This window comes from Flavipsychrobacter sp., from assembly GCA_041392855.1.
Taxonomy (GTDB): domain Bacteria; phylum Bacteroidota; class Bacteroidia; order Chitinophagales; family Chitinophagaceae; genus UBA5543.
In genome coordinates this window covers 115252-130467 of the sequence record JAWKLD010000002.1, presented here as the reverse complement: position 1 = coordinate 130467, position 15216 = coordinate 115252, and the positions used below count along the sequence as shown (strand labels likewise).

The following is a 15216-nucleotide window of genomic DNA, read 5'->3' as shown; positions in this document are numbered from 1 at the left end:
GAGCCTAATGAATCTAGAGCCTATAAAAAAACGTGCTATACGTCAGCTTGTATATATAGATTATATAGCTGCTGTTGTTGCATGGATTACATTCTGGGTTTATAGACATTCTTCTTTAGGGAAGGCTGACTGGTGGTCTGCTTGGGAGATCTTTCACCTGAAAGATTATGTCATGGGCTTGCTTTTTATACCGGGTGGTTGGTTTGTGTTGTACTTACTATCTGGTACTTACTTCGATTTATACAGAAAGTCAAGACTAAATGAAATTAACCGAACACTGATCTCATGTATACTGGGTAGTGTTATTATTTCTCTTTTCATTTTTGCTAATGATGCGGTCGACTATTCTTATTTCATAAGAATGACAGGACGCTATTTGTTGATCCATACTTCAATTACGCTTACACTAAGGATGGTGATTCTAAATCGCGCTAAAAGAAGATTGATAAGAGGTGAAGTAGGGTATAATACTTTGATAATAGGAGGCAATAGTAAAGCCATTGAGATATATAAGCAAGTAACAGAAAGCCCTAAGGTATTAGGCAATGTGTTCAAAGGGTTCATCTACTCCAACGAAGAGATGACCAACGGCATGAACAAATACCTACCACAGTTGGGAGACTTGTCGGAGCTAGAAGAAATAATAGAAACACATGGCATAGAAGAGGTTATTATTGCTATTGACTCTTCAGAACACCACCTGCTAGAAAATATATTGACCTCATTGAGCTATCATGCTGTAGTTATTAAGATACTACCAGACATGTACGATATAATTTCAGGGTCTGTAAAAACCAGTAACGTATATGACGCTATACTATTGTATGTGCACCCCGAGCTCATGCCCGACTGGCAAAGAGTATGTAAGCGTACTATAGATATTACGTCATCGCTATTAGCATTGATTATACTTTCTCCTGTTTTATTACTAGCTACAATCAGGGTGAAACTGTCTTCTTCAGGTCCTATTATATATAAGCAAGAAAGGATAGGTCTCTATGGGAAGCCCTTTATGATCTACAAGTTTCGCTCTATGTATACCAATGCAGAAGAGCAAGGGCCTGCACTGTCTAGTAAAGAAGATCCGCGTATTACACCTTGGGGTCGTTTTATGCGTAAATGGCGTATTGATGAATTACCTCAATTTGTCAATATCTTAAAAGGAGAGATGTCTCTTGTAGGGCCAAGACCCGAGCGCCAGCACTTTATTGATATTATATGTCAGGAGCGCCCACACTATAAATACTTGCATAAAGTAAAACCAGGGTTGACCTCTTGGGGTATGGTGCAGTATGGCTATGCTGAGAATGTGGCGCAAATGAAAGAACGCATGAAATACGATCTCTTGTATATAGAGAACTGTTCGCTAGCGCTTGATGTCAAGATCATGCTCTATACACTTAATGTACTTTTTCAGGGAAGAGGGAAATAACTATAGGTCACCCTCTGGTAAAAGATGTGCTAAAGCTTCTCCTACAACAAAAAAACTACCTGTTATTAATAAGGCATCATCATCCTGCATTGTAGACTTAATGTCTGTTAGGGCCTCTTCAATTGTGGTATAGGCCTTTCCCTGAAGGCCCAATTCTTTAGCTTTATTATGTAGCTCTTCTGCAGCTAAGGCTCTGGGTATTTGTGCAGCACAGAAGTAATAGTTCTGATCTTTAGGGAGTGCAGCAAGTGCGCCATTAATATCCTTGTCTTTCACAAAGCCTATAAGAATATGTTTATTGGTAGCCTCTATACCTGCCCATTGTTGCATGGCTCCTTCTATGCCTGCTTGGTTATGGGCGCTTTCTGCTATAATATAAGGGTTGTGTTGTAGTACATCCCAACGTCCTCTTAGGCCAGTGCTGCCCTTTACATTGCTAAGTGCATTAAAGATGGTGTCTTTATCTATCTCCAATAGCTTCATGGTATTGAGCACTTCTAGAACACCTAGTACGGTTTTTATGTTTTTAGACTGATAACTACCGGGCAAGTCCGAAGCTAGATCATGCATCTCTTGAGTTGCTCTATTGATCGCTTTGTAGTATTGTAAGCCCGGTGTGCTTTTGGTTTTTACCAAGTCCCACATGGTATCGGCATGGAAGAGTATAGCTTGTTTTTGTAAGGACTGCTCAAAGAATACTCTTTCAGTTTCCTCTTGTTGTTCCCCTATTATTACGGGTACGCCTTGTTTCATGATACCCGCTTTCTCTATAGCTATTTTCTCAAGGGTATCACCAAGCATGTCCATATGATCATAGCTAATATTGGTAATAATAGAAGCTATTGGGGTTATGATGTTTGTACTGTCTAGTCTACCGCCTAGGCCTGTTTCTATAACGGCCATGTCTACCTCTTGCTCTGCAAAATAGGTAAAGGCCATAGCTACAGTTATCTCAAAAAAGGAAGGTTCTATTTTTTCAATGATGTCCTTGTGCTTAGCTACAAAGTCAACCACCCATTCTTTGCTTACTGATTTTCCGTTGACGCGAATACGTTCTCTAAAGTCAATAAGATGAGGAGAGGTATATAAGCCTGTTTTTCTGCCCGACTTTTGTAGTACAGAGGTAAGCATGTGGCTAACGCTACCCTTACCATTTGTACCTGCTACGTGTATCGATTTGAATTTTTGGTGAGGATCGCCCAATGCTTCGCAAAGCTTTATGGTGTTGGTTAGGTCTTTTTTTATAGCTACAGCCCCTTGTCTTGAAAACATAGGCAACTGTTGGTATAAATAATCAAGCGTTTGTTGGTAAGCGGAAGCAATATCCATAGCGGCTATTAAGAGCGTGTTTTGAAAACAAAAGTTATTTCACCAAACTGTTCTTCAGGTACATTCTCACTTTTATTGAAGCGTATCTTCTTTACTTTTTCTAAGGCTATCTTTTTCAACCCCGCACTACTAGCCGATTTGATACGACTATTGGTAATGACACCTAGCTTATTCACTGTAACGTGTACTACTACTTTTCCTCCTTCTCTAAACTCAGCATCTCTGTCGGGGAAGGCTACTATAGAGCGACCGCCTAAGGTATGGCTAATACCACTGCCAGGCGTGCCTTCGTAATTACCAGCGCCCGGTGTGCCGCCCGGTACACCTCTGTCTCTATTACCTTTGGTGTCTCCTTCACTACTGCCGTCTGCATCTACGGGTGAGCCGTTGCCTCCAGTACCTTGACCACCATCATATACATATCTGGCTTTTTGTTGTGGTGTGGAGTTGTTATTGGTGGTAGTATTATTGTTGCGGTTATTATTGTTGTTATTGCGCCTTCTATTGTCGTTTCTGTTGGTGGTACTGTTGTTGTTTGTCTGATTTACAATTGGGGCATCAGGGTCGTCTGATTCCAGTATATTATCAGGTAGGCTACTGTTCGGGGTACTGCTACTCGTTGTAGCCACAGCGTTGCTTGGCGCAGGCTCTCCTGCCACTAATGGCTGCATAGTACCATAACCATCAGCGCTAGTGCCAATGTTTACTTCCATGCCCATCTCTACTACGGGTTGCGTAGCTGGTACATTGTAGCTAATGAAAAAGAATATCAGCAGGATAACCAAATGTATACCCACTGTCCAGCCAACAGCTTTTGGATCTACCGTGTTGTTCGATTCACTCATATAATAACTAGAGTAAATTTAATCAATCAATTGCAAGTATTTCGTTAATGTGCAAAATCGGTATCATAGCTACTCATTCGCTCAATAGAAGGATTGTAGTAGCCAAATTTTACGTTGGGGAACTCTTCATGTATCAGCTCCAGCATTTGCTTCATGCCAAGAGTTTCCCCTGTGTCCGTCACGTTGATCTTGCCTAAGTACCAGTCTGGGTCAATATTAAAGTTCCTCCATTGTATCATACTAAGATCGGTGTATTTGATCACTTCCCTTAGTGCTTCATACTCTGCCACACTATCTGTCATACCAGGGAAACAGAAATAGTTCATCGAAGCCCAGCCACCATATTTTCTCACTATGCGCATACTTTCTATGATATCCTCCATCTGGTAATTGTTGGGCAGATAATAAGGCGTATATATTTCTTTACGAACAGAGTTAGTACTTACACGTATGCTGTTCAACCCCACTTTCATTAGTTCTTCAACGGCGTCGGGTTTACTACCATTGGTATTGATATTGATGCTACCTTTTTTGGTATGCTTTCTTATTTCTATGATCGCCTCTTTAATGGTCTCCCACATGAGTAATGGTTCTCCTTCACATCCTTGCCCAAAGCTCACTATAGGGTAGGGGGCAGACTCTAAATGCGGCACAGTATATTCTACAATCTCTTCTGCCGTTGGTTTAAAAGTAAGGCGGTCTTGAGAAGAAAATATTTCCTCTGTTTCAGGTTGGAAAGAGATACAGCCGATACAGTTGGCATTACAAGCAGGTGATGCAGGTATTGGGCATTCCCAGCGCCCCATAAAGTAGTTGCGTGCAGCAGGGCAGTTGTAGGTCAATGCACAGTTTTCGGCTATATGCTTTACCAATCGGTTTTTAGGATATGCCGTCATCATCTCTGTCACACCCTGCTTTACTTTTTCGTCGTCAAATCCGGTAGCCTCTTGTCTTATATCTTGCTCTATGCGCACAGCAGGTACGTAGAATTTCTCATCGTGCCAGCCCGCTGCAGTATAGCAAAACAGTGGTAAGGTTTGTGCCTCTGGTAAAGCTTCATAAGCGGCCATATATAAGCCCGTATGTGCCGGTGGTATGAATGCTGCTACAGCCCATCCTTTCTCGCACAAGCGCATCTCTCCTGTTGCTACGTCTATACCTATGCCTCTACGGTCGGGCAGCTCATATAGTGTGCCTCCTTCCGGTAGTTCTATCCAATCTGCTTCATCTATGGGCATTGCATCCCATCCACTTCTGCCAACGGCATAAAGTGTTTTGTCCTCAAAAATATTCCCTTCTCCGTCGGAGTATAACAGGTATGGCGAAGATGTTAACATACGCTTTGTTTTATGTACACTACCAGTCGTCAGTCACACGGTCTTTTTCAGCCGCTTTTACTTGAGCAAAGCAAAAAGTATCGAACGCTTCTTGGTTAATGTCTGTTTTTTTAATAGTCCACTGGTATAGTCTGCCATCAACAGTGTTGATGGTAAGTGTGTTGTATTTGTAAATGACGTTTTCTATCTCCCGCCATTTTATCTTTCTTCTTTTAGAGTTGGCAGGAAGTTTTACTCCTTCATCAGCTATTTCAATAGCATTGCTAATGCTACTGTTGTTTTCCCAGAAAAGAGCAAAAAATAATGCGGCTGCAAGAATACCATAAATGGCGAAGGCTACATTGAACCCTAATACAAATGAATATGCTGCTGCGAAAATAATAATGACCAGTTCGGCTATTCTTACCTTTTTATTATTGCTGGGTTGTAATAGCCAGCTATGCTTAAAGCGGGTAATGTATAAAAGGAATATACCTACCAGTAAAAATACAATGCCTATATAGGCCTCGGGCGGGTAGGTCGATCCGCTTTCGCCAAAGCCGATGTTGACCTTGGATAAAACACCCCCTAAGAGATAATAGACCGCCATCATGAATGCACTTATGCCAATCAAAGCAAAGCCTACAATGAAATGCAATGTGGTTATTTGATGTGGTTTTACACGCTCTTCTCTTAGCGGCAGTTCAAAATTCATAATGCAAAATTAAGCTTAATAATAGAACCTAGCTATTGGTCTATATAAAATGTGTCTGCTTGGTGCTCTGCAATAGAGTTGAGCTCTAAAAAAGTACAATCGGTAATGGCGATAACCTCATGCCATTCCAGCGGGGCTATCTCTAATTGTACTGGAGCGTTTAGTTCTTTTGTGTGTAGCTCTTTATCGTCTACATGATACCAGTTGATTGTACAACTGCCGTTCAGCAAGATGAATATTTCAGGGTTTTTAGTAGCAGATAGCCCTTTGTGATAGTGCCTGCCACTCACACTGCCTGCTTTACGATGCACGATCAGTTGCTTCCCTTCACGTGCATGTATATACTCCGCGGTATAGCCACGTTCATCTTGTCCTTTTATATCAATAGGAGTAATGACCATTATGCCGTCTCTTCACTATCTGTGGTCGTTTCTTCTTCTGCTGGTATTTCCTCGCCTCCCGCCAACTTTACCGAAAAATCCGTCAATGTTTTATTGGTAGGGCCTTGTATGTCTAAGATGCCTTGCTCTGCCAATTGGCTAAGTCTCCAGCCCAGATGTGTATCGGCAGTAGGTATGTTTAGCTTGCTTAAAGCCTGCCTTACAATTTTGCTGGCTTTTTGATATTGTTGGGAGCAGAAGCTAATTAAAGATTTATCGTAATGAGTTTCTTCTTTGCTGCTTATTTTCTTACCACCTTCTAAAACCCTTACTCCAGTATTGGCAGCTACTATGTTTTCCCATTCTTCTCCATCTACTTCCAGCTCTGCAGGTGTTACCTCTCTAGCTAGTTTGCGAGCTTTTACCAATTCCTTCGGCGCAATTTCACTCAGGTTTTTAGGATAGTAGACCTTGCCTTCCTCATTTAAAAAAGGTAAGCCTGCAATATTAAGCAGGTATATTCTGCCCAAATGTTTCTTCAGGTGAGTGAGTGCCCAATAGTAGGCACAAACATCGGCAGGCCAGGGTGCCATCCATATCCATACGGTAGCTTCCTCATTGTTGCTCAATGCTGTAGATACTTCCATGAGGCGTTCCAGATCATCCACTTTTACAGGTTTATCCTTTTCGTTGAGGATGACTTCATTCCAATATGCAGTGCGTGCCTGACTAAAGAAGTCGTGCGTTCCTTTTTGTAAAGGCCCTATATGCAATAGGTCTTTAAGCGCCAAAACGTTACCCTCCATAGATTCCTCGAGGTTAATAGCTTCTTTTAGTGGCGCAGCAGCCATGTCTCCAACTACTATATGATAAATCATGCGCACAAAAATAGCAATTGACGGCTACTTCCTGTAAGAGATAGTCCTATTTTTTCTCTTCTGTTGAAAACTTAAGAAATTAAGATTTCATTAACATTTTTTGTAATTTGGAAGTCAATTCTCACCAGTAAACAAAATAGAAATAAGGTTAGCTCCACCTGTGGTTAACTGCTTTGTTTTATTAAAATCTAGGTATGAAAAAACTACTACTATTATTATCGGTACTCATTACGGCACAGCTGGCGTTGGCGCAAGCACAATTTAGTTGTGGATCCGATGATGCTCATCAGAGAATGTTATTGGCAGATAGCAACTATGCTAAAGCAATACAGGCTTCTAATACCCGTTATGCGCAAATGATGCAGTCCAGTTCCAATGGTTTGCTGGCAACTGTAAATGGAGGGACTAAATATCAAATACCATTGGTGGTGCATGTTGTTCATACCGGTGGTGCTGTAGGTAGTATTTATAACCCTACGGATTCGGCCATTATCTCTATGATCAATTACCTGAACCAGACCTATGCGGCAACATATGCTTCCTATCCTGATAGTAGTTCGGGTGGAACCTATTTCCCGGTAGAGTTTGTGCTGGCAAAAAGAAATACAGGTTGCGGTTACAGCAATGGTATTAATAGAGTGAATGGTAATGGTTTGGCTAATTATACTTTGAGAGGTGTAAATAGTAACAACACTACAGGGGCTGCGGAAGCTGACGTGAAAGCGTTGAGCCGTTGGAATAACCACGACTATTATAATATTTGGATCGTTAATAAGATAGATAGTAATGACGGTACTTTTGGTACTTATACGGCAGGTTATGCTTATTATCCGGGAGCTTCCCCGACAGTTGATGGTACGATAATGCTGGCAACAACTGTGTATGCAGGTAATATAACTCTGCCTCACGAAATTGGCCACGCGTTTAACTTGCGTCATACTTTTGAGGGTGATGGTACAGGTAGTACTTGCCCGCCTACAACCAACTGTACCACTACAGGTGATCTTGTATGTGATACAGAGCCTCATAAACGATCGGTCTTCAATTGCCCTACTGACCCCAACCCGTGTACAGGTAACTCTTATGCTAACGTGCAGAAGAATATCATGGACTACTCCAATTGTCAGGACAGGTTTACGCCCGGACAAAAAGTAAGGTGGCTGGATGCCTTATTGAATGAAAGGGCAGGTTTGGTAAGCTCCATAGGCTCGGTAGATACAGGTACTAATGTGGCGTCCAACTCTTGTTCCTTTACCACAGCTAATGTTAACAATGGCTACAATTTAGGTCCGGCTTTAGTAAATCTAAATGACCTGTCGGCAAGCTCTAATGGTGGTTATAGTCAGGATAATTTTGCAGTGTATTTAGACCGTAGTTGCCAGCAAAGGGCTAATATAATACAGGGGCAGAGTTATACTTTGTCAGTAAAAACAGAAGGGCCTAATGCGCAAAAAGTGGCTGTCTATATAGATTATGATAATAACGGAAGCTTTAGTGCAGGGGAGTTGGTCTATAGTCATACGGGTAATGTAGCCGGAGATGAAACACATACTACTACTTATAGTGTGCCAACTTCCGGTATCACTACTTGTACGCCATTGCGTATGCGGGTATTAGCAACACATATTAGTGGTTCAATACCTACGAACGGTTGTGGTAATTTCTCTCCTGGTGGACAGGCAGAGGATTACTCCGTACTGGTAAAGCCATCTTCTGCTAATATAACAGCTACCGTATCAGGTACTAATCCTTCATGTAATGGTTCTTCTGTGACCTTTACGGTTACACCGAGTACCACCCTGACCAGCCCTTCTTACCAGTGGTATCTTAATAACGCTGCTGTGGGGACAAATAGTGCTTCTTATACAGCGCCTACCACTTTGGCGAACGGAAGTACATTGTTTTGTAAAATAAATTATACGGGATCGTGCGGTAGCGATAGCGTACAATCCAATACTTTAAATATTGTAAGGAATAGTTCTACTGTTACTCCTTCTGTAGCTATAGGTGCTAATCCTGGTAATACCATATGTAATGGTACATCAGTAACCTTCACAGCAACACCTACTAATGGTGGAACCTCACCAACCTATCAATGGAAATTGAATGGTGGTAATGTAGGTGCTGGTGGAGTTACGTATACCAATGCTAGTTTGGCTAATAACGATAAAGTGACTTGTGTGATGACCAGTAATGCTACTTGTGCTAGCCCTACTACGGCTACTAGTAATGAGATCACAATGGTGGTTACTGGAACAGTAACGCCATCAGTGAGTATAGCTGCCAACCCGGGTACAACTATATGTAGTGGCACATCGGTAACCTTTACGGCAACACCTACCAATGGTGGTACGTCACCAACGTATCAATGGAAATTGAATGGTGGTAACGTAGGTACTGGAGGTACTACATATACTAATGCATCATTGAGTAATAATGATGTGGTGACTTGTGTGATGACCAGTAATGCGTCTTGTGCCAGTACGCCAACTGCTACCAGCAATGGTTTAACGATGACAGTAACCAGTACCGTTACTCCTTCAGTAAGTATTGCTGCTAATCCGGGCAATTCTATCTGTACAGGCACATCAGTAACCTTCACGGCAACGCCTACTAATGGCGGTACGTCACCGATGTATCAATGGAAGTTGAACGGTGGTAATGTAGGTACGGGAGGTACTACATATACTAATGCTTCATTGAGTAATAATGATGTGGTGTCTTGCGTGATGACCAGTAATGCAGCATGTGCAACACCTTCAACAGCAACAAGTAATAGTATTACCATGTCGGTAGGCAACGCACTTGTTCCGTCGGTTAGTATCGCTTCAAATGCTGGTACTACTATCTGTAGCGGAGCATCAGTAACCTTTACAGCAACGCCTACTAATGGAGGAACAAACCCTACCTATCAGTGGAAGTTGAATGGTACTAATGTGGGCACAAACAACCCGCAATTTAATATTACCAGCTTGGCCAATAATGATGTAGTGACCTGTGTGATGACCAGCAATGCTACATGCGCCACACCTACTACTGCTACTAGTAATAGTATTACCATGTCTGTAACGACATCACTTACACCTATCGTGACCATTAGTGCTAACCCTGGTAATGTAGTTTGTACAGGTACGTCTATAACGTTTACAGCCACACCTACGGGTGGCGGTACATCGCCAACGTATCAATGGAAATTAAATGGTGCTAACGTAGGTATGGGTGGTACTACATATACCAATGCTTCATTGAGTAATAATGATGTAGTAAGTTGTAACATGACCAGCAATGCCACTTGTGCTACACCGGCTACGGTGGCTAGTAATAATATGTTGATCACTATATCTCCACAGATAACCCCATCAGTAAGTATAGCTGCTAACCCAGGTACTACGGTTTGTGCGGGTGCTACTACGGCTACCTTTACTGCAACCCCAACAGGTGGCGGAACATCGCCAACCTATCAGTGGAAATTAAACGGTGCTAATGTAGGAACAGGTGGTGCTACATATACAAATACGACTATTTCTAATAATGATGTGATAAGTTGTGTAATGACCAGCAATCTAGGATGTGTGACAACACCTACCGCAACAAGTAATAGTCTTACAATGTCTGTGGTTACACCGGTAACGCCATCAGTGAGTATCGCTGCCAACCCTGGCAATACGATATGTACTGGAGCGTCAGTAACCTTTACTGCTACTCCTACTAATGGTGGAACATCACCTACCTACCAATGGAAAGTGAATGGAACTAATGTAGGAACAGGTGGTACTACCTATACAAGTACTACTTTAAGTAATAGTGATGTGGTGACCTGTGTGTTGACCAGTAGTGAACCTTGTGTTACCAGCGCTACCGCTACTAGTAATAGTATTACTATGACGGTGAATGCTATCGTAACACCTTCTATAACAATTACTCCAAACCCTAACGATACGGTTTGTGCAGGCACAGTTGTAGGTTTCTTTAGTAATCCTGTAAATGGTGGTGTGCCTTTCTATCAATGGCAAGTGAATGGCGTTGATGTGACGGGAGAAACTAATTCTACTTTCAATACATCAACATTAGTAACAGGGGATGTAGTTACAGTAGTGTTGACCAGTAACCTAGCTTGTCTTACTACTACTACGGCTACCAGCCCGGGTGTAACTATGACTGTGAATACACCAGTCACTCCTTCAGTGTCTATTGCAGTAGCGCCAAGCAATACTATATGCAGTGGCACATCAGTAACCTTTACCGCCACACCAACTAATGGTGGCACGTCACCAACGTATCAATGGAAAGTAAATGGTGTTAATGTAACAGGTTCTGGAGCTACTTATACTTCAAGTACTTTATCAAATAGCGATGCGGTGAGTTGTGTTATGACGACAAGTTTGTCTTGTGTTACCTCAACTACTGCTACTAGTAATACCATAAATATGGCGGTGACACCTAGTGTAACGCCAGCAGTTGTTATTGCACCAGCTCCTAATGATACGATCTGTGCAGGTACATCGGTAACTTTTACTGCAACACCTACCAATGGTGGAACATCGCCTACTTACCAGTGGAAGGTGAACGGTATAAATGTAGGCACAGGTGGTACTACTTATACAACGACTGCGTTGGCCAATGGTGATGTAGTAAGTTGTGTAATGACCAGTAATGCAGCTTGTGCTACTTCAGCAACAGCTACGAGCAATAGTATTACCATGACCGTGAATCCTAACTTGATACCATTAGTAACTACGTCGGTATCTCCAAACGATACGATATGTGTGGGTACTTCTGTAACCTTTAGTTCTTCTGTTATTAATGGAGGCGCAACTCCAAGTTATCAATGGAAGAAGAACGGGACGGATATATCAGGAGCTACATCGGCTACTTATACATCAAGTACTTTAGTTAATAATGATGTGATCACTGTTGTAATGACCAGTAGTGAAACTTGTCTTTTAACAGCAACAGCTACCAGCACAGGAATTACCATGACTGTAAATCAAAACCTAACACCTGATGTGTCCATATCTGTTAGTCCAAACGACACAATATGTGCGGGTACACAAGCTAACTTTATGGCAACGCCTGTCAATGGTGGTACTATGCCTACCTATCAGTGGACATTGAATGGCGCTAACGTAGGTACAAGTAGTTTGTTCTATGCCAGCAGCACCTTGACCTCAGGAGATGTAATAAGATGTATACTGACCAGTAGCGAAACCTGTGTTACTAAAACAACAGATACCAGTAATCTGATCAGCATGCATGTTAATCCACTAACTATTCCTACAGTAAGTATTAGTTCTAATATTGGCACTACTACTTGTGAGGGTGGTACGGTTGTGTTCTCCAGCAGTTATACCAATGGTGGTACTTCACGTACCTATCAGTGGAAGCGTAATGGTACAGCGATAAGCGGTGCTACTAGTAGCACTTACACTACAAATACATTGAGTAATAGTGATGTGATCACTTGCGACATGACGATAAGTGCAGTTTGCCCTGCACCAGCTACAGTAACTAGTAACGCATTGACCATGACAGTGCTTGTACCTTCTCTATCAATACAAGTGTCTCCTACAGATACAATATGTGCGGGTACAGCAGTTATGTTCTCTTTAAACAAAAATAATGTAGGACCTAACCCTCAATATCAGTGGTACTTGAATAATGTAACAATGATAGGGGTAACGGCAGATGTATTTACATTACCACTTCCTGCAGATGGTGATGAGATAACTACTATATTCACTGGTAGCGATATCTGTGTGAACGCGCCAAGAAATGCTGATACTGTGAAACTATCGGTAACGTCTATTACTACTCCTGTGGCTACTATCTATGTTACTCCTGATAGTAATGTTACTCCTGGTCAGTATGTTATTTTCAATGCAGTGACCAATGCTAAAAATCCAAGTTTCCAATGGAGGAAAAATGGCATAGACATCACAGGTGAAACTAATAGTACTTTTGTTACAGGATCTTTTGTTGACCAAGATACGATAAGCTGCTTGGTGACTACACCTGATAGCTGTGCTACGGCAAGTAGTGTATTAAGTAATAAGATCAAAATGTCTGTAGCACCTGTTAGCGTTAAGCAAATAGCCGCCAAACAATTGTTTGATGATATTACCTTGTCGCCCAACCCTAATGGTGGGGCCTTCTATATCACTGGTAAGTTGAGTAGCAGTAGTCATGATGAAGATATAAAGGTCGAAGTCATTAATACGCTGGGAGCTGTAGTTTATAGAGGAACAATAAGTGTAGACCGTGGTGAGTTTAAGCATTACATTGATCTAGGTGATATTGCCGATGGGGGATTGCATATGGCACGCCTGCATCTCAATGGTAGTGTACACTATATTAAGTTTGTTACTGCAAGGTAATTGAAGCACCGAACAGTAAAAAGGGAGCGCATTGCGCTCCCTTTTCTTTTAAATAAATAGCGTGTATCTACCCAGTATATTACGTGTTTCTACTGATGATGTTTTTAAGGCTTGCTGATACTTTTACGAGGTAAAAATTATATCACCTTTAAAAGTAAATTTATGAATGAAAAAATTTTGGCTCTATTAGAAAACAATGAGCTAGACATGAAAACATTCTTAGAAAAGTTAGAAGAAGTGTCAAGTGAGATTTCTGTATCGGGAGGCCCTAAAATTATAAAGAGAACCGTGTACAGTGAAACCAAGCTTAACGACAAGTGCAAATCAGGTGTGGCAAGCCGTCGTTGTGTAAAGCTGACTTATGATGATGGGCAAGAGCATGAAAACTGTTCTAGTCGATGGAGTTGTATGTAGTAAAAAAGGGGCTGAAATTCAGCCCCTTTTTTAATTAATAGTATTTGTATTTAGGCGGTATCTGCCCTGCCAAACGCATATATAAATTGGCTTTTGCTTTATGGTTGGTGAGGTGGTCGTGTACAAATTGCATCCCTTCCAAACGAGTCATTTTATTACCTGCAAAAGAAGTGACCTCTTCATTAAGTAATTCTTTATTACTCATGCTTGCCATAGTAGCGCGGGCTATTTCTAGTTTTTCTTTTATGTAAGATTTAATATCCGCCTTTGTCATATTGGCTGCATTGATCACTGGTACATTGTCAGGACGAGGTATGTCTTTCAAGAAGAGGTTTGTAATTATTTCTGATGATTGTCCGATGTGTATGAGTTGTTCTGCAAAACTGCGCATGCTATCGTGTGGACGGAAATTCATAAGTTCATCAGGCATAGCATCTGCAAGTTCCAGTACCTGTTCTATGGCCACATCCCATACTTCTATCTGCTCTTGAGCAATGGTGTAGCTAGGCGCCTTTTGTTCTTGCTGTTCTTTGCATTGAGTGAAAAGTAAACTTAAAGAAAGTAATAACAAAAGCGATTTTGCGTAGTTCATTGATGTAGTTTTGGTTAGTGCAAAATTATGGAATAATACTCAAGTGATGATCTGTGCTAGTTTATGGTTATTTCATTAACACCACTTTCTTTAGCAATATGACAACAGTCAGCAGCGATGACGAAAGGCTGGTCGATGACAGCTTTGCCGTTTATAATAGCTACAAATTGGAAAACATCACGTTGGTTCTCTAATTTTTTTCTATAGCTGTCATTAAGTACAATATAGCTGTCTTGAATGAAAAGAGAAGATGTTTGATGTCTTATTGTGTCTCCCGTGCTTTTTCTGATAGTATAGAAGTCGTCTAGTTTTACAGCATCTCCTTGCTTGTTAGTTACTTTTATAGCTATTGATCTAAACTCATAGGTGCAAACAACATCTTTACAAACATTAGTATTGTCAGTTACCTTTTTGCAGGAAAAGCAAGAGGTGATGGCTAGTGCTGTTGCTGATAGAAACAAAATGTATTTCTTCATAATTATAGTTTTAGTCTGTTTGTATATTTATGGAATAGTGATCGTGTCTGGTCCGGTTACTTTTTTTATATGGCAGCAATCTGCGGTAATGAAATATTCTTGGTCGATAACGGTTTTGCCATCTTTTATGCCAATAAAACGAAAATGGTCTGATCGGTTTTTAAAAACATTCATATAATAATCGCTAAGTACTGTGTAAGGACTAGTAAACGGCATGGCGCCATTATTTCTAGGTAGTCTTATGGTATCTCCTGTACTTTTTCTTATCGTATAAAAATCGAATAGAGACACCTCATTCCTATTAATGTCTTGCACATTTACTAGTACGGTGGCATATATGCCACTACAAACAACATCATTGCAAACATCCGCCCCGTTATTGGCTTTGTCGCAAGAGGTATAGATAAATATGCTGATAGTCAAAAGGATAGAGGAGAGGTGTTTCATGTTCAAATTTTTCTAACT

General features: G+C 41.2%; 12 protein-coding genes. 3 read left to right on the top strand and 9 right to left on the bottom strand.

Translation table 11 applies throughout. The features are described from left to right. Nucleotides 1-7 precede the first annotated feature (7 nt). Nucleotides 8-1432, top strand: a complete 1425-nt coding sequence (locus tag R2800_14255) for a sugar transferase (GenBank protein MEZ5018217.1) — start codon at nt 8-10, stop codon at nt 1430-1432. Here R2800_14255 and R2800_14250 read toward each other — a convergent pair whose 3' ends face one another. From R2800_14250 to R2800_14225, 6 genes are read right to left on the bottom strand one after another with little or no spacing between them, the layout of a single operon-like run. Then, nucleotides 1433-2761 carry a folylpolyglutamate synthase/dihydrofolate synthase family protein gene (locus R2800_14250; GenBank protein MEZ5018216.1) on the bottom strand — a complete coding sequence of 443 codons (1329 nt, stop codon included), beginning with the start codon at nt 2759-2761 and terminating at the stop codon, nt 1433-1435. It lies immediately after the preceding gene. Between the two features lie 8 nt (nt 2762-2769). Continuing rightward, nucleotides 2770-3606 carry an energy transducer TonB gene (locus tag R2800_14245; GenBank protein ID MEZ5018215.1) on the bottom strand — a complete coding sequence of 279 codons (837 nt, stop codon included), beginning with the start codon at nt 3604-3606 and terminating at the stop codon, nt 2770-2772. Between the two features lie 44 nt (nt 3607-3650). Further along, nucleotides 3651-4943, bottom strand: coding sequence for a radical SAM protein (locus R2800_14240; protein MEZ5018214.1), 1293 nt, complete (start codon nt 4941-4943; stop codon nt 3651-3653). A 19-nt stretch (nt 4944-4962) separates the two neighbouring features. Beyond that, complete coding sequence (locus R2800_14235; GenBank protein ID MEZ5018213.1) at nt 4963-5637, bottom strand: hypothetical protein; 675 nt, start codon at nt 5635-5637, stop codon at nt 4963-4965. Nucleotides 5638-5669: 32 nt separating this feature from the next. Next, nucleotides 5670-6038, bottom strand: a complete 369-nt coding sequence (locus R2800_14230; protein ID MEZ5018212.1) for a hypothetical protein — start codon at nt 6036-6038, stop codon at nt 5670-5672. Beyond that, complete coding sequence (locus tag R2800_14225; protein MEZ5018211.1) at nt 6038-6895, bottom strand: DUF3658 domain-containing protein; 858 nt, start codon at nt 6893-6895, stop codon at nt 6038-6040. Before R2800_14225 ends, R2800_14230 begins: the two co-directional genes overlap by 1 nt. A 194-nt stretch (nt 6896-7089) precedes the next feature. Between R2800_14225 and R2800_14220 the strand changes: the two genes are divergently transcribed. Both R2800_14220 and R2800_14215 read left to right on the top strand, forming a co-directional pair. After that, nucleotides 7090-13269: a M43 family zinc metalloprotease gene (locus R2800_14220; GenBank protein ID MEZ5018210.1), complete on the top strand. Its 6180-nt coding sequence runs from the start codon at nt 7090-7092 to the stop codon at nt 13267-13269. Between the two features lie 162 nt (nt 13270-13431). Then, on the top strand, nt 13432-13683 hold the full coding sequence (locus R2800_14215; protein MEZ5018209.1) for a hypothetical protein: 252 nt from the start codon (nt 13432-13434) through the stop codon (nt 13681-13683). A gap of 34 nt (nt 13684-13717) precedes the next feature. On the opposite strand, the gene R2800_14210 is transcribed toward R2800_14215, so the two are convergent. From R2800_14210 to R2800_14200, 3 genes are read right to left on the bottom strand one after another with little or no spacing between them, the layout of a single operon-like run. After that, nucleotides 13718-14275, bottom strand: coding sequence for a DinB family protein (locus R2800_14210; protein MEZ5018208.1), 558 nt, complete (start codon nt 14273-14275; stop codon nt 13718-13720). A 56-nt stretch (nt 14276-14331) separates the two neighbouring features. Next, nucleotides 14332-14751, bottom strand: coding sequence for a hypothetical protein (locus R2800_14205; GenBank protein MEZ5018207.1), 420 nt, complete (start codon nt 14749-14751; stop codon nt 14332-14334). 27 nt (nt 14752-14778) lie between these two features. Continuing rightward, complete coding sequence (locus R2800_14200; GenBank protein ID MEZ5018206.1) at nt 14779-15198, bottom strand: hypothetical protein; 420 nt, start codon at nt 15196-15198, stop codon at nt 14779-14781. Between the last annotated feature and the right edge of the window lie 18 nt (nt 15199-15216).